The following is a 26,225-nucleotide window of genomic DNA, read 5'->3' on the forward strand; positions in this document are numbered from 1 at the left end:
ATTGTCACCGCCGGAGAGCGTTAATGCAAGCGCCTGAACCAACGAACAAATATGGTAAGACCTTTGCCATTATTGCCTGGCTAATTGTTATGGTAATGCTGTATCTGTTTTTCCAAGACAGCATTAATAAGCAGCTTAACCCCAACCAGCAGCTTAGCAGCATTACCGGCAGCGGCGGTGAAACCCGCACCGTGCTTATCCGCAATAAAAGCGGCCACTATGTTGGCACTGCACTGGTTAACAACAAACCAATAGATTTTATGCTCGATACTGGCGCAACTACGGTCGCAATAGCGCAGTCCAGTGCCGAACAGCTTGGCCTGCCATTTGGCGCACCAATACAAGTAAGCACCGCAAATGGTATTGCTACCGCCTGGCGTAGCCGTATTGACCGCTTACAGCTGGGCGACATCGTGCTAAGCAATATACCCGCCAGCATAGTGCCCAATTTAACGGGTACCGAGATATTGCTGGGCATGAGTGCGCTGAAACAGTTAGAATTTCACCAACAAGGCAATCAGCTTACGCTGATCCAGCACAACTGACTTTGACTAACGACTACGAATTTACCACTATGCAAACTAACCATATCCGCTTACTAGAACAAGAGATCCGCCGTGCCGTATCTACTGCGCTGGCCGAAGATTTAGGCTTTTTACCGCTGCATGAGGGCGATATTACCGCCTCGCTGATCCCGCATGCCCAGCAAGCCAGCGCTACCATTATTACCCGCGAAGCTTGTGTAGTATGCGGCACCGCCTTTGCCGATGAAGTGTTTCGCCAACTCGGCGGCGAGGTAAGTGTTAGCTGGCAGGTAAAAGATGGCGACAATGTTATCGCCAACACTGTGCTATGTACCCTAAATGGTCCGGCGCGCATTTTACTTACCGGCGAGCGCAGCGCACTAAATTTTTTACAGCTGTTAAGCGCCACGGCGAGCACAACCGCACATTATGTGCAGTTTTTGCACGGCAGCAACACCAAATTATTAGATACCCGCAAGACTATTCCAGGCCTGCGCTTTGCGCAAAAGTATGCGGTAACTGTTGGCGGTGGTAAAAACCACCGTATAGGCTTGTTCGATGCTTTCTTAATTAAAGAAAACCATATCGCCGCCGCTGGCTCTATTGCCAATGCGGTAGCCAGCGCACGGCAAAATTTCCCCGGCAAACCGGTAGAAGTCGAAACCGAAAACCTGGCAGAGCTGCAGCAGGCGCTCGATGCCGGAGCCGACATAATAATGTTGGATAACTTCTCGCTGCTTGATATTCAGCGTTCAGTAGCCATTAACCAGGGTAAAGCCAAACTCGAAGTGTCCGGCAACATTACCAGCGAACGCTTAACTGAGCTGGCAGCTACCGGGGTAGATTATATCTCCAGCGGCGCATTGACCAAGCATGTACAGGCGATAGATTTATCTATGCGTTTAAACATACAACGTTAACCGGGTACGCAATGCACACTGCAGCATGCTGCAATAACAATGTGTGCGGTTAAACTTTTTCCCTCTGCGGCAGTCAGAGCGGTACGCAGGCACTGAGGTAACCACCCCTTATGCAGTACAATGGCAAAGTGGTGCACTGGCGTGACGACAAAGGCTTCGGCTTTGTGTTTTGCCAGCAAAACCAACAAAAATTGTTTTTTCATATCCGTGATTTTGCCGGCAGCACAGGCCGGCCCGATAACGGTGACGAGCTGCAATTTGCCATAACCAAAGACAAACAAGGCCGTGACATCGCCGCCCCCTGGCGCTTTAGCAACGCCAAAGCCAGAAACAGCAGCAAAGCAAAACAGCAAAACAGCAGCATCGACATCCAGTACGCTCAGCAAATCTCGTTGTTTTTCCGCATAGCATTCCTTATCACCGTGTTAGCAGCGCTATTGTTTGGCCGTTTACCCTGGGTGTTACCACTGTTGTATGTTGAAGCAAGTATATTTACCTACTGGTTATACAAAGCCGATAAAGACGCCGCCATTGCTGGCCATGGCAACCGCCTGGCCGAACAGAGCCTGCAGCTATTTGCCTTAATTGGTGGTTGGCCCGGTGCCTACCTGGCGCAGCGCCAACTGGCACATAAACGCAGCAAACTATCGTTTAGGCGTGAATTTGGCTTTGTTATTTTGGGTAACGCCCTGCTGGTAAGCTGGTTGCTGTCTCCCTGGGGCCAGGCTTTTTTAGCTCGAATGGCCTTGCTGGCAGGTTAAACAGTTGTAACGTTAGCTGCCGGTGTTTCGCCTGTGTTTATGCCAGCTTATTTGCTACACTTTCATACGTTTAGTGACCCTAAAAAGGTAAGCCTTTATGCGTTTAAGCCAACAGCAGGCCAATATTATTAAAGCGCTGGCCAAAGAGGTATTCGGTCAGGATGCCAGCATTAAGCTGTTTGGCTCAAGAGCGGACGATAGCAAGCGAGGCGGCGATATTGACTTGTTTATTGAGCTGCAACAGCCGATTGAGCAGCCTGTAATGGCAAGCGCCCGGTTGGAAGCCAAGCTGATGCAGGCATTAGGGCTACAAAAAATTGATGTCATTGTTAGTGCGCCCAATATAGCCAAAATGCCGATCCACGACATCGCCAGCCAAGGTGTCAGGTTATGACAAACGAAATCACATTAAGGCTACAATTTTTAGTTCGCGTTATCGGCAAAGAAAGCCGTTATTTGCAACAAACCAGCCAGCGCTTATTCAGTCAACCGATTAATGCACAGTTTTTCGCCAATCTTGATAGCAATATTACCTTATCAGAACAATTGGACGCTTTCGCTAGCCGATTTGGCCGCCTGCAAGACAACATTGGTGATAAATTATTACCTGCCGTTTTGACCGCGCTGGGTGAAAAAACCGGCCCGGTACTGGACAACCTGAATAAAGCTGAAAAATATGGCTGGTTACAATCGGCAGAAAGCTGGCTGTTAGCCCGTCAGCTGCGGAATAAAATGGTACACGAATATATTGAAGACCCTGCCATTTTGGCCGAAGCGGTTAACAGCGCCCACAGCTTTATCCCGCTACTAACAGAATTTGCAGATCTACTAAGCAAAGCACTTATCGAACGGGAGCTAATTTAAGCCACATAAACCGGTTATACTGTCGGTGGTTGTACAGCTAAGCGCGACAAAATGCGGTAGTTAGGTATAGCAGCATAAAATTAGAACAGTTTAACTAGTACTTTACTACTAGACAAAAATGGCCTAAAGCTACAAAATACAATCTAAATCCTTATCTAAATCAAAATTTTAGCTAAAGCTGTAAGATTTAGTAACATTTAGCTTGCACCTCGGCTGAAAATGACCAAAATAACAGGTAGCCCCAGCGGCTAATCAAAACTCAGGAGAAGTAAATTATGAAACGCAATCAACAAGGTTTTACCTTAATTGAATTAATGATCGTTGTAGCGATCATCGGTATCTTAGCCGCAGTAGCATTACCAGCTTACCGTGACTACACCCAGCGCGGTGCAAACGGCGCTTGTTTGAACGAAGCTAAAGCGTACATGAGTGCCGCAGTTGGTGCTTTAGCAGATGACAGCATGCCAGTTCCGGACGCATATACCGCCAGTGCATGTGAATCTCCAGCAACTCTGACGTTGACTCGTGACAACTACAACGATAACGATCCACAAACATTCGTATCTAAAGTACGCGGTAATGCAGCTGTTAAAAGAGACATAATTTGTCTTTCTGGTGTTGGCTCTTGCAGATACTCTAGCTAATAGCTAAATATATATTTATACACTGAAAAACACTCTGCAATTGCAGAGTGTTTTTATTACAGAAGTCGGTAAACGTCAAAATGCAGTTTTATCATCCTCTTAAAGCAATACTATTTGTTGCCATCTTGCCAAACATAGCCTTGATTATCTTGGCGATATGGTTTGATTTAAACCGACCTTATGTAAATTTAGATTACCTTTTTGTCAGCTTGTTAACGCTTACCCGCCTGCGCTGGTTAGGCATTGCTTTTTTTATATTACTTTTTGCTATCGACTTATTTGTTTTAGCTGGGCAGATATTTTTATTCATCCGACCCGACAACCTGCTGTATCTAATAAAATTTTTACCTGAAACATCAAGTGCTTATCAGTTTGGGATAATTGGATTAGTTATTTTATTAGTCTTACTTACTTATGTTCAGCTATCGATTCCTAAAGTTGCAAAACCACTCCATACTTTAGTGATTTTTAATATCGCTTTGATTCTCTATGCAATGAATGTTTATGGTTCCGGCGACCCGCAAGAGCGGATCTGGCGTGTTCAAAGTAGTCCTTTAGTCGATAGCCAACTGTTATTTTTATTGGACAACAGAAGTGATGGTTTTTTGCAAAGTTTTATCAGTGATGGCCCGGCGCTATCAAACATCAAGGTAAGCGGAGCATCCGCTGATTGGTTCAACACAGAAAAAGCCGATAGCAAAAAAAACTTAATGCTAATTGCTAGTGAGTCTTGGGGCGTGCCACTTAATCACAATATTCAACAAGCTTTACTTGCCCCGTTAACCAACCTGAATAGAAAAATCAAGCACATTGATAGTGGTCAATTTAATTTCAGCGGCCCGACGCTTGCGGCTGAATTAAGGGAGCTTTGTCAGTTAGATGCTTTTCATTACAATCTGAAAGACGTTACTAACGGTTTCGAGAACTGCTTGCCAAATAAACTGAAACAATCCGGATACAAAACATACGCCATGCATGGCGCGACTGGCGTGATGTACGACCGTATCTATTGGTACCCGCGGGCAGGTTTTGAGAGCAGCACTTTTTTTGAAACTCAAGTCTGGCCAAGGCGTTGTTTTTCGTTTCCGGGCGCCTGTGATATCGACATGATTGAAACTGCAAGCAAAGCTCTTTCAAGTTCAGACCCTACTTTTTTGTATTGGCTAACCTTAAACAGCCACTCGGTTTACGATACCCGAGATATCCATATTGATCTTTTTGATTGCGAGAACTTTAACGTTGATCCAACCACTCAGAGCTGCCGCAACCTAAAGTTGCACGCACAGTTTTTTTACAGTTTGGCCAAGTCCATCGAAGCTGGTAACTTTGCTGGCGTTGAAGTAGTTATAGTCGGTGACCATACACCTATTATTACCAGCCCAGAAGAAAAAGCCGCCTACTTTGTTGACCAAAAAGTACCATGGATAAAATTCAGCGTAGAGCATGGTAACAATAATGCCCTGGTACAAAACGACCATAATGAGAGTTCTGATAATATACCCGCAGCTGAAGATGCTGTGCCAAGTAATATCTCAGCGAAACAATCAGCTCGCTGAACAAACTTCGAGGTGATGCTCTGAACCAGGTAACGTCGGTATATCTGGATTTATTGCGACTGTTTGCAGCGCTAATGGTGTTTTTTTATCACGCCAGCGCTGAACGATTGAACGGACAGTGGCTGAGTGGCATCGGTAGCTTTGGACATGATGCGGTCATCGTCTTCTTTGTGTTGTCTGGCTTTGTCATAGCTTACATTACTAATCAACGGTCTAGTGATATCAGTAGCTTTATAAAAAGCCGTTTAGCCAGATTATATTCTGTTGCCATTCCAGCACTACTTTTTACCGTTGTAGCTGATAATGTCGGTATATACTTGACGCCAGACATTTACCTGGCACCTTACTATCAAGATAGCTACCCACTAGCTCGCTTTGTTCACAACTTATTTTTTATAAATGAATTATGGTTTACGTCATGGCGGGCTTTTTCTAACGGTCCATTCTGGTCATTATCTTACGAATTTTTTACTATGTTATATTTGCCACTGCCTTTTATCTAAGGGGAGTTAAACGCATAGTTTATGTCAGCATGACTGCCATTATTGCTGGTCCGAAGATATTGCTGTTATTGCCAACTTGGCTGCTGGGTGTTGTGCTGTTTCATATATGCAAAAAGATTAGGCACCATTTAAGCATAGGCGTATTGCTAATACTAAGTTCGACATGCCTATATACATTTTATCGACTATCAGGTTTGCCAGATCATCTGTATGACTTTACCCAAGATGCTTTTGGGGCAATATTCGTAAGGAGCAATTTAGAATTTAGTCGATGGTTTTTAAATGACTACATCGTTGCGCTATTAGTTTCGATGAACATTTTCGGCGTTGTGCTTTGCTCGGCCAATTTTAGTATTAATGAAAAACTGAGCTTTTATATTCGTTACTTTGCAGGTATGACATTTACACTCTATTTATTCCATTATCCTTTGTTGCAGCTCTTCGGTAGTATTTTCAACAGTAGTGCAGCTGTTATTATTTTAACTTTAGCTAATATTGTCATAATTGCTCCTTTAACAGAGGGACGCAAATCTTACTGGTTGAAACTTGTTAACCGATTGCACAGTCAAGTGAGAAAGCCCGTACACAACAGGTATTAAACTTGAATAACCCGCGTTTAGTGGCATAATCAACTGATTATGCAAAGTCTTATTAGCAAAATCAGGATGTTTTCGCTTAATGGCCGTAACTACCACCTCTACTTTATTTAAACGCTTAGTGCAGCTGGGGCTGCTTAACGGCGAACAGACCACTAAAATTATTACTGACAAAGGTGGTCAGTTTAAAAACTTGCCTGAATTACTGATCAACGAAAAGCTGATTACCGCTGATGTGCTAGCTCAAGCTGCAGCTAGTATTGGGCAAGCGATAAGGCTGGATTTGGAACACTTTGACCTTGTCAGTGTGCCGGAAGAACTTCGTAACGAAAAACTGATCCGTAAGACTGATATGCTGCCGCTGGGCAAACGTGGCCGCAACATGTACCTAGCTGTGGTCGACCCCACCAATATTCAAACTATCGAAGACTTTGAATTTAACACCGGCCTAAATGCTGAGTTGGTGGTAGTGGAGTATGACAAGCTACATAAATTAATAGACCGACTGTTTGATAACAGCCTGGGTGGCGATTTTGCTGATGGCGACTGGGATTTAGGCTCACTTGGCATAGTAGAGGTTGACGAAGAAGAAAACGTTGGCGCTCAGCCTGATAAAGAAGACCAGCCCATTATTACTTTTATTAACAAAATGCTACTGGATGCTATTCGCAAAGGTGCATCCGATTTGCACTTTGAGCCTTATGAAAAAACCTACCGCATTCGCTTTCGTATCGACGGTATTTTGCATGAGGTCGCCAATCCACCAGTTGCATTATCAACTCGTTTGTCAGCTCGCTTAAAGGTTATGTCGCGTCTGGATATAGCTGAAAAACGCATACCGCAGGATGGCAGGATAAAACTGAAATTATCGGCGAAAAAGTCTATCGATTTCCGGGTAAGTACGCTGCCTACGCTGTGGGGCGAAAAAGTAGTAATGCGTATTCTCGACTCTGACAGCGCTATGTTGGGTATCGATGTACTAGGCTATGAAGAAGCGCAGAAAAAGCTCTATTTAGATGCCTTAGCCCAGCCACAAGGCATGATTTTGGTTACCGGCCCTACCGGCTCGGGTAAAACCGTCTCACTCTATACCGGTTTAGCTATATTAAATACCAGCGAAACCAATATCTCCACCGCCGAAGACCCGGTAGAGATTAACTTAGCCGGGATAAACCAGGTACAAGTTAACCCGCGCGCAGGCTTAACCTTTGCATCGGCACTTAAGTCGTTTTTACGCCAGGATCCAGATGTGGTCATGGTGGGTGAAATACGTGATTTAGAAACCGCCGAAATAGCCATAAAAGCGGCGCAAACCGGCCACTTAGTGTTGTCTACCTTACACACCAACTCGGCACCAGAAACGCTAACGCGTTTGTTGAATATGGGTGTGCCGTCGTATAACGTGGCCAGTTCAGTATCATTAATTATTGCCCAGCGCCTGGCGCGTAGGTTGTGTAATCACTGTAAAAAACAAGAGATACTGCCCGAGCAGGAACTATTAAAACAAGGCTTTAGTGAAGCACAACTGCCTACGGTAAAAGTATTTAAACCTATCGGTTGTGAGCATTGTACCAATGGCTACAAAGGCCGGGTGGGTATATACGAAGTAATGCCGGTAAGCGGCAAAATGGCCAGCATTATAATGGAAGGTGGCAACTCGCTGGATATTGCCATGCAGGCACAAAAAGAAGGTGTAAATAACTTACGCCAGTCGGGCTTGATTAAAGCCGCAGCTGGCATGACTAGCCTGGCGGAAATAAACCGGGTAACCAAAGGCTAGTAGCACTTAACAGTTATCAACCGCATTTGACTTTCGGCGCTGCGGCGCAGCAACAGGATATTAAACATGGCTCAAGCACAAAAATTTAAAATAAAAGAGCTGGAAACCTATCTGTATAAAGGGGTAAACCGGCGCGGTAAAAAAATAGACGGTGAATTAAAAGGCACCTCGATTTCCGAGGTAAAAGCACTGTTACGCCAACAAGGCATTACCCCTTCTGGCGTAAAGAAAAAGCCCAAATCATTATTTGGTGGTGAGCGCAAAATTACTCCCGCTGACATCTCTATTTTTACCCGCCAAATTGCGACTATGCTGGGCGCTGGCGTACCACTGGTGCAATCGATAGATTTAATTGCCAATGGTGCCGACAATAAAAGTATGCGTACGCTTATGCAGAAAATATCGGTAAAAGTGCAGTCTGGTTTGCCGTTATCGGAAGTATTGCGCGAGCACCCAAAATATTTTGATGATTTATACTGCGATTTAGTCAAGTCCGGCGAATCGTCCGGCTCATTGGATTCGATATTCGACCGTCTGGCAATTTATAAAGAAAAAGCTGAAGCGTTAAAATCGAAAATTAAAAAGGCTATGTTTTACCCTATCGCGGTGCTGGTTATTGCCGCCATTGTATCGTCAATATTGCTTATATTTGTTGTACCGCAATTTGCCGAAATTTTCTCCGGTTTCGGTGCTGAATTACCGGCGTTTACCTTATTTGTCTTGGGTATTTCTGATTTTATGCAGGCCTATTGGTGGGCGGTGCTACTTTCGTTATTTGCTTTATCTTTTGTGGTTAAAAAGGCTTATGCCGGTAGCCTGAAATTCCGCACCTGGGCCGATGGCCGCATTATTAAATTGCCGGTTATCGGCGATATATTAAACAAAGCAGCCGTGGCGCGTTATGCCCGCACGCTATCTACCACCTTTGCCGCCGGTGTGCCGCTGATAGAAGCATTGGAGTCTGCCGCTGGCGCCGCCGGCAACGAAGTGTATAAAAATGCCATCTTATTTATCCGCGAAGAGGTGTCATCGGGTAATCAGATGTACCTGGCAATGAACCAAACCGATCAATTCCCTGAAATGGTTGTGCAAATGGTGTCCATCGGCGAAGAATCCGGTGCACTGGACAGCATGCTAGGTAAAGTAGCCAGTATTTATGAGCAAGAAGTGGACGACGCTGTAGATGGCTTAACCGCCCTGCTAGAGCCGATGATCATGGCAGTACTGGGCGTGGTAATAGGTGGTTTAATTATTGCCATGTACTTACCTATCTTCCAACTGGGCAACGTAATTGGATAATGCAGTGCAAGATTTAATACTGGTTTTTAGCCAATACCCAACGCTGTTTATCGCGTGCACTGCGTTATTCAGCCTGGTTATTGGCAGCTTTTTAAATGTGGTGGTTTACCGCCTGCCCAAAATGATGGAAAACGAGTGGCAGCAAGAGTATCAGGAGTATTTTAGCCCTGACCAGAGCACTGCCACCCAAGCGACATTTAACCTGGCCACGCCACGCTCTAGTTGCCCCAGTTGCAACGCGCCGGTGTTGGCGCGTGACAATATACCGCTATTAAGCTGGTTGCTTTTGAAAGGCAAATGCCGCAGCTGCAGCGTAGCTATTAGCGCCCGTTACCCACTGGTAGAGGCCTTAACCGCGCTACTGTCTGCAGTGGTAGCCTGGCAACTGGGTTTTGGTCTGGCTGCTGGTGTAGCTATTGTTATTACCTGGATCCTTATCGCCCTAACGTTTATCGATATTGATAAAATGCTGCTGCCGGATCAGCTAACCCTGCCGCTGTTATGGCTGGCGCTAGTGTTTAGCCTTAGTGATTCAGCTTTTGTTAATCCATCGCAGGCTATTGTCGGAGCCGCTGCCGGTTACCTTAGTTTATGGAGCGTGTACTGGCTATTTAAGTTGCTTACCGGCAAAGAAGGTATGGGCTACGGTGACTTTAAACTAATGGCCGTGTTTGGCGCTTTATTAGGGGCTGAACAACTGCCACTAATTATTTTGTTATCGTCTTGCGTAGGTGCTGTGGTAGGTATAGTGCTGCTTAGCATACAAGGTAAAGACAAAGCCACACCCATTCCGTTTGGCCCCTACATTGCAGCAGCAGGTTGGATAGCCATACTATGGGGTGAGCAAATGACCAACGCCTATCTGCGTTACCTTGGTTTGTAACGCCGAATGTCGCGCTTTGTTGTAGGCGTTACCGGCGGCATTGGCTGTGGTAAAAGCACCATTAGTGCATTATTCGCTAAGCTGGGGGTGCAGTATGTTGATGCTGACGTTGTTGCCCGCGAAGTTGTTATGCCTGGAACGGCTTGTTTACACGCTATAAGCCAGCGTTTTGGCAATAGCATACTCACTGCAAGCGGCGAGCTGGATCGCGCAGTAATGCGACAACGTGTTTTTACAAACGCCGCAGACAAAGCCTGGCTGGAGCAGCTGTTACACCCAGCTATACGTCAGCAACTACTGGCACAACTGGCCGCGTTAACCTCGGCATATGCCTTGTTGGTTGCGCCACTGTTGCTGGAGAACAGGCTTCAAGACCATGTTCAGCGGGTACTCGTCATTGATTTACCCGAAAGCCTGCAGTTACAACGCGCTATGGCGCGGGATAACAGCAGCGAGCAACACATAAAAGCCATAATGGCAGCGCAGATTTCGCGTACAGAGCGGCTAAAACAGGCCGATGATATTATTACTAACGACAGCAATATTGCTGATTTAGCCCCTCAGGTAGCAGCCCTGCACCAACAGTATTTGCAGTTGGCAGCCATATAGCTGTACAAGGGTTTCAGTGGGCTGTCGCAACAGGCGGAATACAGCAAACTAATGACCGAACTAATCTACGAACATCCGCTTAACGAAAAACTGCGCACTTATTTACGGCTGGAACAGCTGTTAACCCAATTACACAGCTTGAATACGTTGCACAGCGAATGGCAACAACAGGCTTTTTTCAGCACATTATTTGCGTTAATAGAAGTGCTGGATCGCAACGATATCCGCCCGGATCTGATTAAAGACTGTGAGCGCAGCGAAAGCGCGTTGGTGGCCTGGGCGAACCACCCATCGGTGTCTGATGACAAACTTAAGCCGGTGCTGCAACAGGCAGTAAGGCTGCAAAGCGAACTGCTGCGTAGTGGCAAATTTGTTGGCAATTTAAAAGAGGATAAGTTTCTAGCCCCACTGCGCCAGCGTTTTTCTATTCCCGGCGGCACCTGCTATTTTGACGTACCACAACTGCATTATTGGTTTAATCTGCCTCAACCAGAGCGCCAGCAGATGGCTGAGAATTGGTGTGGTGAATTCAGCCTGCTGCAACAGGCTATCAATTTTGTTTTGCGGTTTTGTCGCGAGAAAGGTCAGTTTAGCGGCCAGACAGCTGACAATGGCTTTTATCAGAGCAATACCGAACAAACTGAACTACTGCGCATCCGCTACCCGTTGGAAGCCTGTGTCTACCCTACTGTAAGTGGCAACAAATACCGTTATGCCATCCGCTTTATGCAGCTGTGCGATGACACCGGACGTAGCAACAGCGAAAAAAATATTAGTTTCGAATTGGCTTGTTGCTAACGCACTTGAATAAACTTCTGCTTTGTTGCACGGCTGAAAATGCTAGAATTAGTGCATCTGTATTTGGAGATTAGTTGTGAAAGTAAAATGCCCCAGCTGTGATAAAGATGTGGTTTGGTCAAGCGACGCGCCCTTCCGGCCGTTTTGCTCTGAACGGTGTAAGTTAATTGATCTGGGTGACTGGGCGGCAGAAAACCACCGCATACCGGACAAAGCCCCTATTGATACCGCGCTGTCTGAAGAGTATTTAGCCGAGCTGGAGCAGGAATTTATGGCTCAAGATAACGCTTTTTTTAAGCATTGATAATCAAATTACAACGCACATTTTAGCAGCCTTACTGCGCTAAGTAATACTGCTGCAGTCGCTGCACTATGGGCTGGTTAGCATCTGGCAATTCGATGCTGTCTAACTCTGCTATATCCACCCAGCGCAGCGGCTGGCCTTCACGGCCATGCGGTTCACCGTCAAACGCCGTTACCAGATAGATATCCAGCAACACGGTTTTCTCTGGATAAGCATATTCCAGCTGCATTAAGCTGTCGCTTTGCGTTACTGTTATTGCCACTTCCTCGTATAACTCTCGTATAAGCGCCTGCTGCGCCGTTTCATCAGCCTCAACCTTTCCGCCGGGAAACTCCCATTTACCGCCCTGATGCTGTTTGCTGCCGCGTAAGGCCAACAAAATTTGCTGCTGACGCACTATTACACCGACAGCGACATGAATAACCTTAATTGAATTCACGTATTTTTCTCCTGAAACAACAAAGCCAGCCTAGGCTGACTTTGTCTTGAGATTGGCAGTGTTGTTACACCAGTTTACCGTGGCACTGCTTATATTTTTTACCTGAGCCGCAAGGACAGGCGTCATTGCGACCCACTTTATCGTGTTCACGAAACACCGGCGCACCCGCGCTTGCATTGGCCATTGCCGGTACGTCGCCACCGACATGCTCTGCTTCAGCGTGTTGATAATCGTGCGGTACCGCATCGGCCTTACGACGCTGCTGTTCTACTGCCTCAACATCTTCGGCGGCTCTTACCTGCACCCGGCTTAACACACCCACCACATCCACTTTCAGGGTTTCCAGCATACCGGAGAACAACTCAAACGCTTCACGCTTATATTCCTGCTTCGGATTCTTCTGTGCATAGCCGCGCAAGTTAATGCCCTGGCGCAGGTGGTCCATTGCCGCCAGATGCTCTTTCCAATGGGTATCGAGGCTTTGCAACATAATGGCTTTTTCAAACTGGCGCAGTACCTGCGGCCCAACCATTTGTTCTTTATTAGCGTAGGCTTGCTCTACTTCCTGTTGGATGCGCTCACGCAGCTTTTCTTCAAATAGTTTTTTATCGTCAGCCAACCATTGGCCTATTGGCATTTCCAGGTTGAAATCGGCTTTTAACCGTTGCTCAAGCCCTGGTACATCCCACATCTCATCTAAAGATTGTGGTGGAATATACTGGCTGATCACACCGTCTATAACATCAAACCGGATAGCGCTGATAGTTTCACTGATGTCTGTTGCATCGAGCAGCTCGTTGCGTTGCTCGTATACTACTTTACGCTGATCGTTTGCCACGTCATCGAATTCCAGCAATTGCTTGCGCACATCAAAGTTACGCGCTTCAACTTTGCGCTGTGCATTTTCAATTGCCCGGCTTACCCATGGATGCTCAATAGCTTCGCCTTTTTCCATACCCAAGCGACGCATCATGCCCGCCATGCGGTCAGAGGCAAAAATACGCATTAAGGAATCATCCAGCGACAGGTAAAACCGGCTTGAACCTGGGTCGCCCTGACGGCCAGAACGGCCGCGCAACTGGTTGTCAATACGGCGTGATTCATGACGCTCAGTACCGACAATGTGTAAACCACCAGCAGCGATAACCGCATCATGGCGCACCTGCCACTCGGCTTTTAGCTGGTCTTTTTGCTCGGCAGTGGCATCGGCTGGTAAAGCGGCCAATTCTGCCTGCAAGCTACCACCCAGAACGATGTCAGTACCACGGCCTGCCATGTTTGTTGCAATAGTTACCGTACCTGGCTGGCCGGCGTTAGCAATAATTTGTGCTTCGTTGGCGTGAAACTTAGCATTAAGCACCTGATGCTTAATTTTAGCTTTGTTCAACAGACCCGATAAATACTCTGAGCTTTCAATCGATGCAGTACCTACCAACACCGGGCGCGCAGCATCGCGGCTGGCAATAACGTCGGCAATTATGGCTTGATACTTATCTTCGGCGTTTAAATACACCAAATCGGCCATATCGTTACGCACCATTGGTCTATTGGTTGGCACTACGATAGTTTCCAGGCCATAAATTTGCTGGAATTCAAATGCTTCCGTGTCTGCAGTCCCTGTCATACCAGACAGTTTGTTATACAAACGGAAGTAATTTTGGAAGGTAATAGATGCCAGTGTCTGGTTCTCGTTCTGAATTTTCACACCTTCTTTGGCTTCTACTGCCTGGTGTAAGCCTTCTGACCAGCGGCGGCCTTCCATAGTGCGGCCGGTGTGCTCGTCAACAATGATAATTTCGCCATCTTTTACTACGTAGTCGACGTCACGCTTAAACAACTGATGTGCGCGCAGTGCTGCGTATACATGGTGTAGCAAGGTAATATTGGCGGCAGAGAAAAGCGTGTCGTGCTCTTGAATTAAACCATGCTCACGTAGCATGTCTTCCACTTTGATCTGGCCTTGTTCGGTTAAATACACCTGACGGGCTTTCTCGTCTACGGTAAAGTGACCATCGCCATGAGCGCCTTCTTCATCTTCTTTTTCTTGCTTAACCAGTTGAGGCACCAGCACGTTAATTTGCTTGTACAACTCTGAGCTGTCTTCCGCCGGGCCAGAAATAATAAGCGGTGTACGGGCTTCGTCAATTAATATCGAGTCTACTTCATCGATAATGGCAAAGGCCTGATCACGCTGTACACGGTCTTGTGGTGAAAAAGCCATATTGTCGCGCAGGTAGTCAAAACCAAATTCGTTATTGGTACCGTAGGTAATGTTGGCCGCATAGGCTTGCTGCTTGTCTGGATGAGCCATGCCCGGCACATTGACACCAACCGTTAGACCGAGAAAAGTAAATAACGGCGCGTTAGTTTGTGCATCACGGCGCGCCAAATAATCGTTAACGGTAATAACATGTACACCACCACCACTTAACGCGTTCAGGTAAGCCGGCAAAGTTGCGGTTAAGGTTTTACCCTCACCGGTGCGCATTTCTGAGATTTTGCCCTGATGCAGCACGATACCGCCCATTAGCTGTACGTCGAAGTGGCGCATGCCAAACACCCGCTTACTGGCTTCACGCACAGTTGCAAAGGCCTGCGGCAGAATGTCGTCCAGTGTACTGCCTTCAGACAGTAGCTGCTTGAATTCTTGGGTTTTTTGCTTCAGCTGGTCGTCGGACAAGGCTACGAACTCTGCCTCTAACGCATTGATCTGCTGCACTTGTTTTTCTAGTTTTTTTAAGAAGCGGTCGTTGCGGCTACCAAAAATTTTGGTAAAAAGTTTTCCAAACATTATCCAATACCATATTAAGTTAAAACTGCAGTGCAGCCCCGGCGGCGCTTGGCCCGGCCAGTATAAAAGTATTAAAACCTCAGCATATTACGCCAGATATGGTGCCCTATACTAACGCTTTCAAGGTGCAAGATTCTTTACCGCAACATAAGCTGCTACACTGCACAAATGTTCTCAACGCTGTAGGTACATTAAGGCAATGGCCCGCTATACGCAAAAACCGCTGGATATCAGTAAAGTGCTATCGCACAGCACTCTGGCATCACAGCAGCAACAGGTTGCACTGGTACAACAACTTAATAAGGTGTTGGCCGAAGTGTTAAAACTGGAGCAACTCAGTTTTTGTCAGGTCAGCTGTATTCGTGACGGCAGGGCAGTTATTTTATCGGCCTCTGCGCCCTGGCTAACCCGTTTGAAAATGCAGCGCGACGCCATTCTAGACAATTTTCGCCAAAAAATCTTGCCTGATTTAGCTGGAATTGAGATTGAAGCCTCGCCTAATGGCCAGATTAACCGGCCGACGGTGATCGTGGCGCAAAAAAACAGTCATCATTTATCCGATAATGCTGCAGCCGCGCTACGTGCGGTGGCAGACAACAGCGATGGCGCCTTAAAACAGGCCTTACTTAAGCTGGCTGAAAACGCTGATATAGCAAAAAACAAAACCCGGTAACAACCGGGCTTTTTAATGTCAGTTTGGCTTAAGCTAACTGCGGTGCCAAATAGGATATTGGTAGCTGAGCTTTGTCTTCGAAAGTAACAAATTCCCAGTTTTCCTGGTTCGCCAGCACCGCGCATAATAATTGATTGTTCAGTGCATGGCCGGTTTTAAAGGCCTTAAATTCACCTAAAATGCTGTAACCGGCCATATAAAGATCGCCGATGGCATCTAAAATCTTATGCTTAATAAATTCATCTTCGTAGCGTAAACCATCCTGGTTCAACACCCGGTATTCGTCCAGCACGACTGCGTTATCAAAACTGCCACCCAATGCCAGGTTGTTCGCGCGCAGGTACTCTACTTCATGCAAAAAACCAAAGGTGCGGGCGCGGCTGATATCTTTAATAAAACCCGCAGCGGAGAAATCCATCAGCATATGCTGGGTAGTCTCTGAAATGACCGGATGGTTAAATTCAATGGCGAAATCAATCTTAAAGCCATGATGCGGTTTAAATTCGGCCCATTTATCGCCGTCTTCCACCCGAACAGTATTTTTAATGCGGATAAACTTTTTCGCCAACCGCTGCTCGGCCACACCGGCTTCCAGCAACAAATAAACGAAAGGATTGGCACTGCCATCCATAATAGGAATTTCTGCTGAGTCAACTTCAACCACCAGGTTGTCGATACCCAGACCGGCAATGGCCGCCATCAGGTGTTCAGTGGTAGACAATCGCACGCCATTTTCATTGATTAAACAGGTACACATCACCGTATCGCCCACTAATTCTGGCGCTACTTTGAAGTCGACCACTGGATCCAGGTCCACACGACGGAACACGATACCCGTGTTGTCCGGCGCAGGTCGGAGAGTAAGCGTAACCTTTTCGCCTTTGTGCAATCCTACCCCAATGGAGCTGACTGTTTTGTCGATGGTACGTTGTTTAATCATAATTTCTTCCTGCTCAAATATTAAGCAATCACAAAATGGCGGCGAAGCATAGCATAATGTGGCGATTATGCCAAACACCACTGAACAGCAGCTTAACCCTGCTGTCGGCCCTGCCTGCGACTAAACTAACGTTTAGTCAGCTTGTTTGCGTAAAAACGCTGGTATATCAAATATATCAATATTGGCTTTGCTCTCTGGCTGAGTTTTAAGCGCCGCAGTTGGCTGCTCATCACGCATAGCCTGCGGTGCAGACTTTTGCATAGTGTTACCTTGCTGCACATACACCGGCATTGGATCTGGCCTGCTGTTTGCTACCAGGCTGATATCTGGCCGGCGGTCAGCACCTATGCCTGTAGCGACAACAGTAACCCGCAACTCGTCATGCATGTTAGGGTCAATAACAGCACCTACCACCACAGTGGCATTTTCCGATGCAAATGCTTTAACGGCATTACCGACAATTTCAAACTCTTCGATACTGATATCAAGGCCGGCAGTAATGTTAACCAGTATGCCTTTAGCACCAGATAAATCGATATCTTCCAGCAATGGGCTGGAAATAGCTTGTTCAGCCGCTTCTTCTGCCCGATCCGGACCAGATGCACGGCCACTGCCCATCATTGCAGTGCCCATTTCAGACATTACTGTACGTACGTCAGCAAAGTCGACATTGATCAAACCAGGGCGAGTAATTAGTTCTGCAATACCCTGCACTGCACCCAGCAACACATTGTTAGCCGCCTTAAATGCATCCAGCAGGCTTGTGCCTTTACCCAGTACTTTTAACAGCTTGTCATTTGGAATGGTGATCAGCGAGTCAACATGCTTACTCAACTCTAAAATGCCTTCATCCGCATAAGCATTACGTTTTTTACCTTCGAACGGGAAGGGTTTAGTTACCACTGCTACAGTTAAGATACCCAGTTCACGCGCCACTTCGGCCACGATTGGCGCTGCACCGGTACCTGTACCACCACCCATACCGGCGGCGATAAAAATCATATCCGCGCCTTGCAAGGTTTTCTTGATGGTTTCACGGTCTTCTTCTGCCGAACGACGGCCGATTTCTGGATTAGCACCGGCACCTAAGCCTTTTGTTACATTAGCGCCTAACTGCAACGTAATATTAGCAGAAGAATTACGCAGTGCCTGAGCGTCGGTATTCGCCGCCACAAACTCTACGCCCTCAATGTTACTGGCTACCATATATTCGACAGCATTACCGCCACCGCCGCCAACACCTATTACTTTAATGACAGCTTCTTCGCTGTGGTTTTCCATTAACTCAAACATAGCTCTCTCTCCGTTTCTACGCTTACTAACTTAAAATTCGCCTTTGAACCAGCTGCTGATCCGTTTGACGAAGCTGCTTACTGAATCACGCACATCAGCGGCTTTTTTCTGCTGGGTGCGAGCATCCTTTCCGTACAGTAACAAGCCCACTACACTGGCGTAGGCCGGGTCCTGTACGTATTCCTTTAAACCGGTAACGTGCATAGGTTGCCCTACGCGCACCGGCATCTGAAAAATATCTTCGGCAAATTCCACCGCACCTTCCATCTTGGCTGTACCACCGGTGAGCACCACGCCGGCAGCGATTTGCTCTTCAAGGCCAGAGCTGCGAATTTCTTCCAGCACCAGCTCAAATAATTCCTGATAACGTGGCTCTACCACTTCCGCCAGCGTATGGCGCGACATAGACCGAGCCGGCCGGCCGCCTACGCTGGGCACTTCTATGCTTTCTTCTTTGCCTACCATGCTGCGCAGCGCACAGGCATACTGCACTTTAATGTCTTCGGCATGGCTTATTGGCGTGCGGAATATCTTGGCAATATCGCTGGTAACCTGATTACCGGCTACCGGGATAACCGCGGTATGCCGCAGTGCACCGTTGGTATAAATGGAGATATCAATAGTGCCACCGCCCATATCGACGACACAGACGCCGAGCTCTTTCTCATCGTCGGTCAGCACCGCATAGCTTGAAGCCAGTGAGGTGAAAATAAGCTGATCTACCTGCAAGCCGCAGCGCTCGACGCATTTTTCAATATTTTTTGCCATGTCATTGGCACAGGTAATAATGTGTGCCCGCGCTTCCATCCGCACGCCTGACATGCCTACCGGGCTTTTAATGCCCTCTTGCATATCCACCGAGAATTCCTGCGGCAATACATGCAACATGCGCCGCTCAGCCGAAATAGGCACCGACTTGGCCGCGTGGATCACGTTAGCCACGTCTTCTGCCGTTACTTCGGTGTCGTTAATTGGCACCATGCCGCTTTCATTCTGACAGCGGATATGTTTACCGGTAATGCCCAAATACACTGATGACACGCGGCAGTCAGCCATCAACTCGGCTTCATCTATAGCGCGTTGCACGGCCTGCACTACCAGGTTTAAATCGTTGACACCGCCTTTGTCCATGCCTCGCGACACATGTGTACCCACGCCAACGATGCTTAACTTGTCGTCGGCGGTAATTTCGCCCACCACCGCCTTGATTTGTGCAGTGCCGATATCCAGGCCAACAATCAGATCTCTATCCAACGACTTTGTCATGCTTTTCTCTTTTGCTCCGCGCTGTAACGCACTGCTATGCCGGTGTCGTAGCGCAAATCTACTTCGGCTACCGCTTCGGCTTTATGTTTACTAATCACCGGGTACAGCTCAATAAAACGCTGTAACCGTTTTAATGTATTTTCACGCCCAAGCTTAAGTGCTATACCGTTGCTAAGGCTGAGCTGCCAGGAAAAACGCTCGGTTAACCCCAGCGTTACTGCATTAAATTTATGCAGGGCCAATAAGCCCTGCATATGGCGGAACATGGTCAGCGCGTCCTGTTGGCTGCCTTCGGGGCCGGTTAGCATAGGTAGTTCCGTTTTCAGCTGCTGTAACGGAGCGTGAAAAATCTCGCCCTGAGTATTTAATAATTGCTGCTGATTCCAAATAGCTACCGGCTGTTGTTCTGTTACAACCACAACCAGGGCGTCAGGCCATTGTTTGCGCACGGCCACCTGATAAACCCAGGGTTGCTGTAACAGGAACTGCTGTACCTGATCCACGTTCACACTAAAAAAGTTGCCTACGTACTGCTGTTGCAACGTTTGCTGCAACGCGCTGGCGTTAATATGTTGAAAATCACCGTATAACCTTACTTGGCGCACCGGCGCACTTTGCTGGCTGTGCACCCAATCACTAACTTTTACGCCAGCCCAAATCAGCATTAGCAGCGCAGCAATAAAAAACACTACGCCAGCATAAAACGCCGGGCGTTGTTTAAATTGCGTGGCTGGCCAACGCCCGTTCATCGTTATGCCGCTCCCTGCGTTGGCGTAAGTATTGCCAGCACTAACTGCTGAAAAGTTAAACCTGATGCTTTTGCCGCCATCGGCACCAATGACTTTTCTGTCATGCCAGGCACGGTGTTTACTTCTAATAAATAGTGCTGGCCGCTGTCGTCCAGCATAATATCCACCCGGCCCCAACCTGAGGCTCCTACTGCGTTAAAGGCTTTAAGCGCAGTAAGTTGCATAGCGGCAGTTTGCTCTGTGCTTAAAGGCGCTGGACAAAGATATTCGGTGCTGTTGGCCTGGTATTTAGCTTCATAATCATAAAAAGCCCGCGGTGTACGCATTTCAACAATGGGCAAAACCTGGCCATTTAGAATAGCCACAGTAAATTCGCGGCCGTTTATCCAGCGCTCCACTAAAATTTCGCTATCGTATTTCAGCGCCGCAGCAATGGCCTGTTCCAGTTCCTGTGCGGTGCTGGCCGCACTCATGCCGATACTGGAGCCTTCGTTTGCCGGCTTTACCATGACTTTGCCACCTAAACTTGCCAGCAAACCGGCAAAATCGGTGTCGTTGCTATGCACCACGGCAAAAGGCGCCGTCGGTAATTGCTGCGCTTGAAATAGCCATTTACAACGAATTTTATCCATTGCCAGCGCCGACCCCATTACGCCACTACCCGTGAAAGGCAAGCCTAATTGCTGCAGCGCGCCTTGCATGCTGCCGTCTTCTCCGCCACGGCCGTGCAACACAATAAACACCCGGGTAGCACCGCTGGCAGCAAGATCGGCTAGCGAGGCGGTTTTCGGGTCAAAGGCAAAAGCATTTACACCGGCATCCTGCAGCGCTTTTAGCACCGCAGCACCAGAGCGCAGTGACACATCACGCTCGGCAGATAACCCACCAAACATCACTGCAACTTTGCCCAGGGCAGATACACTACTTGTCATGCTTGCTCTCCTGCACTGGCTTTTAGCCGGGCAATATTCAGTTGCATTGCCGCCAGCTGTTTTACTAAGGTGCCAATATTACCGGCGCCCTGGGTTAATACCACATCGCCATCTTGCAGCACGCCAGCCAGGCTAGCTGCTAATTCGGCCGGCTCGGCTACGTAAATAGGGTCCAGCGTACCGCGGGTGCGAATAGAGCGGCATAAACTGCGGCTGTCGGCACCGGCAATGGGGGCTTCACCGGCAGAATACACTTCCAGCAGTAATAGCTTGTCCACGCTTGACAAGACCTTGGCAAAATCTTCATACAGATCGCGGGTACGGGTAAAACGGTGTGGCTGATATGCCATTACCAAACGACGCTGAGGCCAAGCAGCGCGCACCGCAGCAACGGTAGCTGCAACTTCAGTAGGGTGATGGCCGTAGTCATCCAGTAGCAACACCTTACCGTTACCGGTATCAAATTCACCATACTGCTGAAAACGCCGGCCAATACCTTCAAATTTACTCAGCGCAGCTAATACCGCTTGCTCACTGATACCCTCATCCACTGCCAGCGCAAAAGCGGCGGTCGCATTTAACGCATTGTGCTTGCCGGGTAAATTTAATACCACTTCGCGCTGATTGCCGCTGGGGTCGGTAATTACAAACTGGCTTTGTGTGCCGCTTTGGCTGAATTCGCTAATGACAAAATCGGCATCATCACTAAAACCGTAAGTCAGCACAGTGCGGCCAATTTGTGGGATTAGAGCACGTAATACCGGGTCGTCCATGCAGACCACGACCACGCCGTAAAACGGCAGGTTATGGCAAAACTCTAAATAAGTGGCTTTTAGCTTTTCAAAGTCGCCCTGATAAGTGTCCATGTGGTCGGCTTCAATATTGGTGATGACCGTGGCCAGCGGTTGTAAGTGTAAAAACGATGCATCACTTTCATCAGCCTCGGCAATTAAGTAGCGGCCGGCACCCAGACGGGCATTGGAACCGGCTGAGTTAAGCAAGCCACCGATGACAAAAGTAGGGTCTGTGCCTGCTTCGGCAAAAATGGACGCCAGCAAACTGGTCGTAGTGGTTTTACCATGCGTACCCGCTACCGCTATACCATGTCGAAAACGCATCAATTCGCCCAGCATTTCAGCGCGGCGCACTACCGGAATACGTAACTCACGAGCCGCGGCGACTTCGGCGTTAGCGCTGTTAATGGCGCTGGACACCACCACTACACTAGCACCATCAATATTGCGGGCATCATGGCCAAAAAACACCTTCGCGCCCAGCGTAATTAAACGCTCGGTAACGGCATTAGGAGCAATATCTGAGCCCGATACGTTATACCCTTCGTTGACTAATACTTCAGCAATTCCGCCCATGCCAGCACCACCGATGCCAACAAAGTGAATGCGTTCTACCCGGCGCATGGCGAGTTTTTTCTGTTGTGGTGTGCTAATCATACTGCTTGTCCTGTTACGTGGTGACCGACGACTTGCTGACACTGCGCCACTACCTGTGCTGTGGCATTATCCAGCGCACAGGCACGCGCTTTTGCGGCCATTTGTTGTAACGGTGCTTTATTAACTAACCACTGCTGCAGCAGCGGTAACATCTGTGTTTCGTTTAGATCCTGCTGCGCCAGCATCAGTGCCGCGTTTTGTGCGGTTAACCAGCGTGCATTGGCCGTTTGATGGTCATCAATAGCGCTGGGCAGTGGCACAAATACCGCGGCCACGCCAGCACATGCCACTTCACTTACTGTCGAGGCGCCAGCGCGGCAAATTACCACATCGGCCCAGGCATAGGCTTGCGCCATATCGTCGATAAAAGCATCTACTTCAACTTGCAAGTTCGCTTGCTGCAAGTTGGCATAAGTGTGTTCAGTTTGCTGTTGCAGCACTTTGCCGGTCTGATGTTTTATTTGCAGCATGCCAAACCGGGCTGCGCTGGCAAAGATCGCTGGTAAGGTATCATTCAGCGCTTTGGCACCCAGGCTGCCACCTACTACCAATATTTTTAAATTACCCCCAAAATCATGCTGCTGTGCAGCATCGATGACGGCTGACCGCACCGGATTACCCAGCAATACCTGCTTGGTATGGCCGGAAAATGCCGCCGGAAATGCGACCAATACTTTGCGGGCAAAACGTGCCAGCAGGCGGTTAGTGCTACCCGCGACAGCATTTTGCTCATGAATGACCAACGGCACACCCTGTAACCAGGCCGCAATGCCACCCGGGCCACTGGCAAAACCACCAAAGCCGAGTATCAAATCCGGTTGCACGGTGCGCAGCACGCGACGTGCCTGTAACAATGACTTCAGCAACATCCAGGGCGCACTGAGCAATGACCTTAAGCCTTTACCACGCAAGCCAGCGACATCTATGCTGTGAAATGGCCAACCAAATTGCGGCACTAGCGTCGCTTCCATGCGGGTAGCACTGCCTAGCCAATGAATTTGCCAGCCGGCTTGGTGCAATGCTGTCGCCACCGCCTGCGCCGGGAAAATATGGCCGCCGGTACCACCAGCCATGATCAGCATGCGCGGTTTATTCATGCCGGCCACCACTGATGGCATGCTTGCCTTTTAACCGCACTTCAAAATCTATCCGCAGCAACAGTGCCGCAGCGGCCAGCATAATAATTAAACTACTGCCGCCGGAGCTAACAAACGGCAACGTCAGCCCCTTAGTGGGCAAGGCACCGGTAGCCACGCCAATATTCACCGCGGACTGAAAACCAATCCAAATTGCCAATGCATAAGCTAAAAAGCCGTGGAAACTTAAGTTTTTTGCCAAGGCCTTTTGCCCGATCCGTAGGGCACGGTAGACCAGCATAAACAGCAAGCTAAGCAATACCGTAACACCGATAAAACCGGTTTCTTCGGCAATGACTGCCAGGATAAAATCGGTATGCGCTTCGGGCAGATATTCCAACTTCTGAATACTGTTGCCCAGACCTTGGCCAAACCAGCCGCCACGGCCAAATGCCATAAGCGATTGGGTTAGCTGGTAACCGCTACCAAAGGGATCAGCCCATGGGTCTAAAAATGCAGTGACCCGTTTCCAGCGATATTCGCTGTACACAATTAACACGGCTATCGCGGCCAGGCCGGTAAAAATAAGACAGAAAAATTGCCATAATTTAGCGCCAGCTAAAAACAACAACGCCACAGCTGTGGCAAACATGACTATGACAGTGCCGAGATCCGGTTGCATTAGCAGCAGCACCGCAAAAGCAAATAGCACCAACAGTGGCTTAACGAAACCTTTTAAGTTTTCCCGCACTTCTTCATGGCGCCGCACTAAATAGCTGGACAGGTAAACAAAGAAAAACAATTTAGCCGGTTCTGCCGCTTGCAAACCAATGGGGCCAATAGCCAACCAGCGGGTACTACCGTTGACATTACGGCCAAATAACAACACGGCCACTAACAATGCTAATGCTGCAAACAGTAGTAACATATTGCTATTGTGCCACCACTGCACGGGTAAGTTCAGCACCACAATAGCGGCTGAAAAACCCAATGCCAGATACACCAGATGGCGAATGGTAAAGTGCAGTTCATTGTCATACAAGCGCGATGCCACTGGCACTGAGGCGCTCGTTACCATCACTACACCAATAGCCAGGATCAATAACAATAACGTTAAAAATAACTTGTCGTAAGCGGCGCCATCATCGGCATTCCACCAATTACGCATGGCCTGTACCGGGCTTTGCATCGGGCTTGCGAACATGCGAAGTGCCAGCTGCTTCATAGCACCTCCGCCTTTACCGCAGCGGCAAATTGCTCACCACGCTCAGCATAACTTTTAAACATATCCAGGCTGGCGCAGGCCGGTGACAGCAACACCATATCACCTGGCATAGCCAGCTTAGCCGCCACTTTAACCGCTTCGGCCAATGTTTTAACCTGAATACTGCCTTGTTTTAGGGCTGCTATTGCCGGGCCATCTTGCCCTAATGTAATCAGTTGCTGTACATCTTGCTGCAGCACCGGGCCTAGCTCACTGACATCGGCACCTTTAGCGTCGCCACCAGCAATAAGAATGAGCTTACCGCTAACGGCAGGCCGCAGGCCGGCGATTGCCGCTTGCGTGGCGCCAATGTTGGTAGCCTTGGAATCATTAATCCAGCGGATACCTTTGCTATTTGTTACCAAACTGCAGCGATGGGCCAGCGCCACAAAGTGTTTAAGTGCAGTAATAAGGCCTTCACGGCTGGCGCCGGCGGCCAATGCCAACGCACAGGCTACCAGGGCATTGAACTCGTTATGAGCACCAAACAAGGTCATATCCGCTACTGGCAGTAATGGCTCACCAGCCACCTGTAGCCAGCGGTTCGCATCAATCAGCGTAATGCCGTAAGCCGAATCCGCCAGTTTAATACCTAGCGTTTGTTCGGCTTGTTGCGGTTCTGTTGCGCTGTCATCTAAGTTAAACACCGCCAGTTGCGTATGCTGGTACACCCGTTGTTTTGATGCAGCATAAGCGTTCATGTCACGATAGCGGTCAAGATGATCGGCACTGATGTTCAAAATAGTACTGGCGACACTGTGCAAACTAGAGGTGGTATCAAGCTGAAAACTGGATAGCTCTAATACCAAGACCTCGGTGTCAGTTTGCGCTATAGCATCCAGCACCGGTAAGCCAATATTACCGGCTGCCAGCGCTTTAATGCCGCTGCTTTTTAGCATGGCTTCCACTAACATGGTTACGGTAGATTTGCCATTTGAGCCGGTAATAGCAATAACAGGTTTGCTGTTAAAGCGGGCAAACAACTCCACATCACCCAACAACTCAACACCCTGTGCCACGGCAAAGCGCAAGGCCGGATGCGAAGGCGACAACCCTGGGCTGACGATAATCATATCCATCTTCGCTAAGCGATTGGCATCGAGCTCGCCAAGATAAATGCCGTCAACTTTTTCAGTTGCGATATGCTCAATACCGCTGGGCTTACTGCGACTGTCCATCAACACCGGCTTAACGCCCAGGCTCAGCAAAAAGCGCACCGTCGCCAGGCCCGATAGGCCCAAGCCAACTACGGCAATGCGTTTTTTCGCCAAACTGTGCATTGTTGCACGCTGTGTCATGTCAGTCTGCTC

27 protein-coding genes are annotated in these 26,225 nt (G+C 48.3%); 16 read left to right on the forward strand and 11 right to left on the reverse strand.

Going from position 1 to position 26,225, the window contains the following annotated elements; genetic code table 11:
• Nucleotides 1–23 precede the first annotated feature (23 nt).
• The 15 genes from I4W93_RS06990 to yacG all read left to right on the forward strand — a co-directional run bounded on the left by I4W93_RS06990 (nucleotide 24) and on the right by yacG (nucleotide 12,041).
• Nucleotides 24–545 carry a retropepsin-like aspartic protease family protein gene (locus tag I4W93_RS06990; protein WP_205309517.1) on the forward strand — a complete coding sequence of 174 codons (522 nt, stop codon included), beginning with the start codon at nucleotides 24–26 and terminating at the stop codon, nucleotides 543–545.
• A gap of 29 nt (nucleotides 546–574) precedes the next feature.
• Nucleotides 575–1,444, forward strand: a complete 870-nt coding sequence (nadC, locus tag I4W93_RS06995; RefSeq protein WP_205309846.1) for a carboxylating nicotinate-nucleotide diphosphorylase — start codon at nucleotides 575–577, stop codon at nucleotides 1,442–1,444.
• A 110-nt stretch (nucleotides 1,445–1,554) separates the two neighbouring features.
• Nucleotides 1,555–2,205 carry a DUF1294 domain-containing protein gene (locus tag I4W93_RS07000; RefSeq protein WP_205309518.1) on the forward strand — a complete coding sequence of 217 codons (651 nt, stop codon included), beginning with the start codon at nucleotides 1,555–1,557 and terminating at the stop codon, nucleotides 2,203–2,205.
• A gap of 97 nt (nucleotides 2,206–2,302) precedes the next feature.
• Nucleotides 2,303–2,599 (forward strand): nucleotidyltransferase domain-containing protein, encoded by a 297-nt coding sequence (locus I4W93_RS07005; protein ID WP_205309519.1) that lies wholly within the window; start codon nucleotides 2,303–2,305, stop codon nucleotides 2,597–2,599.
• Nucleotides 2,596–3,069 (forward strand): hypothetical protein, encoded by a 474-nt coding sequence (locus I4W93_RS07010; protein ID WP_205309520.1) that lies wholly within the window; start codon nucleotides 2,596–2,598, stop codon nucleotides 3,067–3,069. The genes I4W93_RS07005 and I4W93_RS07010 overlap by 4 nt, the downstream gene beginning before the upstream one ends.
• A 275-nt stretch (nucleotides 3,070–3,344) precedes the next feature.
• Nucleotides 3,345–3,713, forward strand: a complete 369-nt coding sequence (locus tag I4W93_RS20445; protein ID WP_280847008.1) for a pilin — start codon at nucleotides 3,345–3,347, stop codon at nucleotides 3,711–3,713.
• Nucleotides 3,714–3,793: 80 nt separating this feature from the next.
• Nucleotides 3,794–5,269, forward strand: a complete 1,476-nt coding sequence (locus tag I4W93_RS07020; protein ID WP_205309521.1) for a sulfatase-like hydrolase/transferase — start codon at nucleotides 3,794–3,796, stop codon at nucleotides 5,267–5,269.
• Between the two features lie 44 nt (nucleotides 5,270–5,313).
• Nucleotides 5,314–5,772: an acyltransferase family protein gene (locus I4W93_RS07025; RefSeq protein ID WP_255604613.1), complete on the forward strand. Its 459-nt coding sequence runs from the start codon at nucleotides 5,314–5,316 to the stop codon at nucleotides 5,770–5,772.
• Between the two features lie 29 nt (nucleotides 5,773–5,801).
• Nucleotides 5,802–6,371, forward strand: coding sequence for a hypothetical protein (locus I4W93_RS07030; protein ID WP_205309523.1), 570 nt, complete (start codon nucleotides 5,802–5,804; stop codon nucleotides 6,369–6,371).
• Between the two features lie 79 nt (nucleotides 6,372–6,450).
• On the forward strand, nucleotides 6,451–8,148 hold the full coding sequence (pilB, locus tag I4W93_RS07035) for a type IV-A pilus assembly ATPase PilB (protein ID WP_205309524.1): 1,698 nt from the start codon (nucleotides 6,451–6,453) through the stop codon (nucleotides 8,146–8,148).
• A 66-nt stretch (nucleotides 8,149–8,214) separates the two neighbouring features.
• Complete coding sequence (locus I4W93_RS07040) at nucleotides 8,215–9,447, forward strand: type II secretion system F family protein (RefSeq protein WP_205309525.1); 1,233 nt, start codon at nucleotides 8,215–8,217, stop codon at nucleotides 9,445–9,447.
• A 4-nt stretch (nucleotides 9,448–9,451) separates the two neighbouring features.
• On the forward strand, nucleotides 9,452–10,330 hold the full coding sequence (locus I4W93_RS07045) for a prepilin peptidase (RefSeq protein WP_205309526.1): 879 nt from the start codon (nucleotides 9,452–9,454) through the stop codon (nucleotides 10,328–10,330).
• A gap of 6 nt (nucleotides 10,331–10,336) precedes the next feature.
• Nucleotides 10,337–10,939 carry a dephospho-CoA kinase gene (gene coaE / locus I4W93_RS07050; protein ID WP_205309527.1) on the forward strand — a complete coding sequence of 201 codons (603 nt, stop codon included), beginning with the start codon at nucleotides 10,337–10,339 and terminating at the stop codon, nucleotides 10,937–10,939.
• Between the two features lie 51 nt (nucleotides 10,940–10,990).
• Nucleotides 10,991–11,737, forward strand: a complete 747-nt coding sequence (zapD, locus tag I4W93_RS07055) for a cell division protein ZapD (RefSeq protein ID WP_205309528.1) — start codon at nucleotides 10,991–10,993, stop codon at nucleotides 11,735–11,737.
• A 76-nt stretch (nucleotides 11,738–11,813) separates the two neighbouring features.
• On the forward strand, nucleotides 11,814–12,041 hold the full coding sequence (yacG, locus tag I4W93_RS07060) for a DNA gyrase inhibitor YacG (protein WP_205309529.1): 228 nt from the start codon (nucleotides 11,814–11,816) through the stop codon (nucleotides 12,039–12,041).
• Nucleotides 12,042–12,072: 31 nt separating this feature from the next.
• On the opposite strand, the gene mutT is transcribed toward yacG, so the two are convergent.
• Both mutT and secA read right to left on the reverse strand, forming a co-directional pair.
• A complete protein-coding gene (gene mutT, locus I4W93_RS07065) occupies nucleotides 12,073–12,480 on the reverse strand; it encodes an 8-oxo-dGTP diphosphatase MutT (protein ID WP_224673310.1) in 408 nt (135 codons plus the stop codon).
• Between the two features lie 64 nt (nucleotides 12,481–12,544).
• Nucleotides 12,545–15,271: a preprotein translocase subunit SecA gene (gene secA, locus I4W93_RS07070; protein WP_205309530.1), complete on the reverse strand. Its 2,727-nt coding sequence runs from the start codon at nucleotides 15,269–15,271 to the stop codon at nucleotides 12,545–12,547.
• A gap of 199 nt (nucleotides 15,272–15,470) precedes the next feature.
• Between secA and I4W93_RS07075 the strand changes: the two genes are divergently transcribed.
• Nucleotides 15,471–15,944, forward strand: coding sequence for a DciA family protein (locus I4W93_RS07075; protein ID WP_205309531.1), 474 nt, complete (start codon nucleotides 15,471–15,473; stop codon nucleotides 15,942–15,944).
• Nucleotides 15,945–15,972: 28 nt separating this feature from the next.
• Here I4W93_RS07075 and lpxC read toward each other — a convergent pair whose 3' ends face one another.
• The 9 genes from lpxC to murD all read right to left on the reverse strand — a co-directional run bounded on the left by lpxC (nucleotide 15,973) and on the right by murD (nucleotide 26,213).
• On the reverse strand, nucleotides 15,973–16,884 hold the full coding sequence (gene lpxC / locus I4W93_RS07080; protein ID WP_205309532.1) for a UDP-3-O-acyl-N-acetylglucosamine deacetylase: 912 nt from the start codon (nucleotides 16,882–16,884) through the stop codon (nucleotides 15,973–15,975).
• A gap of 132 nt (nucleotides 16,885–17,016) precedes the next feature.
• Complete coding sequence (gene ftsZ / locus I4W93_RS07085; protein ID WP_205309533.1) at nucleotides 17,017–18,177, reverse strand: cell division protein FtsZ; 1,161 nt, start codon at nucleotides 18,175–18,177, stop codon at nucleotides 17,017–17,019.
• 30 nt (nucleotides 18,178–18,207) lie between these two features.
• Nucleotides 18,208–19,443, reverse strand: a complete 1,236-nt coding sequence (ftsA, locus tag I4W93_RS07090) for a cell division protein FtsA (protein WP_205309534.1) — start codon at nucleotides 19,441–19,443, stop codon at nucleotides 18,208–18,210.
• Entirely contained in the window at nucleotides 19,440–20,192 is a 753-nt protein-coding gene (locus tag I4W93_RS07095; protein ID WP_205309535.1) for a cell division protein FtsQ/DivIB, read from the reverse strand. Before I4W93_RS07095 ends, ftsA begins: the two co-directional genes overlap by 4 nt.
• Nucleotides 20,193–20,194: 2 nt before the next feature.
• Nucleotides 20,195–21,124 (reverse strand): D-alanine--D-alanine ligase, encoded by a 930-nt coding sequence (locus tag I4W93_RS07100; RefSeq protein WP_205309536.1) that lies wholly within the window; start codon nucleotides 21,122–21,124, stop codon nucleotides 20,195–20,197.
• Nucleotides 21,121–22,575, reverse strand: a complete 1,455-nt coding sequence (gene murC / locus I4W93_RS07105; protein ID WP_205309537.1) for a UDP-N-acetylmuramate--L-alanine ligase — start codon at nucleotides 22,573–22,575, stop codon at nucleotides 21,121–21,123. Before murC ends, I4W93_RS07100 begins: the two co-directional genes overlap by 4 nt.
• Nucleotides 22,572–23,672, reverse strand: a complete 1,101-nt coding sequence (gene murG / locus I4W93_RS07110; protein ID WP_205309538.1) for an undecaprenyldiphospho-muramoylpentapeptide beta-N-acetylglucosaminyltransferase — start codon at nucleotides 23,670–23,672, stop codon at nucleotides 22,572–22,574. The genes murC and murG overlap by 4 nt, the downstream gene beginning before the upstream one ends.
• Nucleotides 23,665–24,876, reverse strand: a complete 1,212-nt coding sequence (gene ftsW, locus I4W93_RS07115; RefSeq protein ID WP_205309539.1) for a putative lipid II flippase FtsW — start codon at nucleotides 24,874–24,876, stop codon at nucleotides 23,665–23,667. Before ftsW ends, murG begins: the two co-directional genes overlap by 8 nt.
• Entirely contained in the window at nucleotides 24,873–26,213 is a 1,341-nt protein-coding gene (gene murD / locus I4W93_RS07120; RefSeq protein WP_205309540.1) for a UDP-N-acetylmuramoyl-L-alanine--D-glutamate ligase, read from the reverse strand. The genes ftsW and murD overlap by 4 nt, the downstream gene beginning before the upstream one ends.
• Nucleotides 26,214–26,225: the final 12 nt, after the last annotated feature.

Origin of the sequence: Rheinheimera maricola (genome assembly GCF_016918075.2) — a bacterium.
GTDB lineage: Bacteria > Pseudomonadota > Gammaproteobacteria > Enterobacterales > Alteromonadaceae > Alishewanella > Alishewanella maricola_A.

What these genes read in the sequence shown, in the direction of transcription:
- I4W93_RS06990 (WP_205309517.1), top strand. Translation starts at nt 24, where the DNA reads ATGCAAGCGCCTGAACCAACGAACAAATATGGTAAGACCTTTGCCATT.
- nadC (WP_205309846.1), top strand. Translation starts at nt 575, where the DNA reads ATGCAAACTAACCATATCCGCTTACTAGAACAAGAGATCCGCCGTGCC.
- I4W93_RS07000 (WP_205309518.1), top strand. Translation starts at nt 1,555, where the DNA reads ATGCAGTACAATGGCAAAGTGGTGCACTGGCGTGACGACAAAGGCTTC.
- I4W93_RS07005 (WP_205309519.1), top strand. Translation starts at nt 2,303, where the DNA reads ATGCGTTTAAGCCAACAGCAGGCCAATATTATTAAAGCGCTGGCCAAA.
- I4W93_RS07010 (WP_205309520.1), top strand. Translation starts at nt 2,596, where the DNA reads ATGACAAACGAAATCACATTAAGGCTACAATTTTTAGTTCGCGTTATC.
- I4W93_RS20445 (WP_280847008.1), top strand. Translation starts at nt 3,345, where the DNA reads ATGAAACGCAATCAACAAGGTTTTACCTTAATTGAATTAATGATCGTT.
- I4W93_RS07020 (WP_205309521.1), top strand. Translation starts at nt 3,794, where the DNA reads ATGCAGTTTTATCATCCTCTTAAAGCAATACTATTTGTTGCCATCTTG.
- I4W93_RS07030 (WP_205309523.1), top strand. Translation starts at nt 5,802, where the DNA reads ATGACTGCCATTATTGCTGGTCCGAAGATATTGCTGTTATTGCCAACT.
- pilB (WP_205309524.1), top strand. Translation starts at nt 6,451, where the DNA reads ATGGCCGTAACTACCACCTCTACTTTATTTAAACGCTTAGTGCAGCTG.
- I4W93_RS07040 (WP_205309525.1), top strand. Translation starts at nt 8,215, where the DNA reads ATGGCTCAAGCACAAAAATTTAAAATAAAAGAGCTGGAAACCTATCTG.
- coaE (WP_205309527.1), top strand. Translation starts at nt 10,337, where the DNA reads ATGTCGCGCTTTGTTGTAGGCGTTACCGGCGGCATTGGCTGTGGTAAA.
- zapD (WP_205309528.1), top strand. Translation starts at nt 10,991, where the DNA reads ATGACCGAACTAATCTACGAACATCCGCTTAACGAAAAACTGCGCACT.
- secA (WP_205309530.1), bottom strand. Translation starts at nt 15,271, where the DNA reads ATGTTTGGAAAACTTTTTACCAAAATTTTTGGTAGCCGCAACGACCGC.
- I4W93_RS07075 (WP_205309531.1), top strand. Translation starts at nt 15,471, where the DNA reads ATGGCCCGCTATACGCAAAAACCGCTGGATATCAGTAAAGTGCTATCG.
- lpxC (WP_205309532.1), bottom strand. Translation starts at nt 16,884, where the DNA reads ATGATTAAACAACGTACCATCGACAAAACAGTCAGCTCCATTGGGGTA.
- ftsZ (WP_205309533.1), bottom strand. Translation starts at nt 18,177, where the DNA reads ATGTTTGAGTTAATGGAAAACCACAGCGAAGAAGCTGTCATTAAAGTA.
- ftsA (WP_205309534.1), bottom strand. Translation starts at nt 19,443, where the DNA reads ATGACAAAGTCGTTGGATAGAGATCTGATTGTTGGCCTGGATATCGGC.
- I4W93_RS07095 (WP_205309535.1), bottom strand. Translation starts at nt 20,192, where the DNA reads ATGAACGGGCGTTGGCCAGCCACGCAATTTAAACAACGCCCGGCGTTT.
- I4W93_RS07100 (WP_205309536.1), bottom strand. Translation starts at nt 21,124, where the DNA reads ATGACAAGTAGTGTATCTGCCCTGGGCAAAGTTGCAGTGATGTTTGGT.
- murC (WP_205309537.1), bottom strand. Translation starts at nt 22,575, where the DNA reads ATGATTAGCACACCACAACAGAAAAAACTCGCCATGCGCCGGGTAGAA.
- murG (WP_205309538.1), bottom strand. Translation starts at nt 23,672, where the DNA reads ATGAATAAACCGCGCATGCTGATCATGGCTGGTGGTACCGGCGGCCAT.
- ftsW (WP_205309539.1), bottom strand. Translation starts at nt 24,876, where the DNA reads ATGAAGCAGCTGGCACTTCGCATGTTCGCAAGCCCGATGCAAAGCCCG.
- murD (WP_205309540.1), bottom strand. Translation starts at nt 26,213, where the DNA reads ATGACACAGCGTGCAACAATGCACAGTTTGGCGAAAAAACGCATTGCC.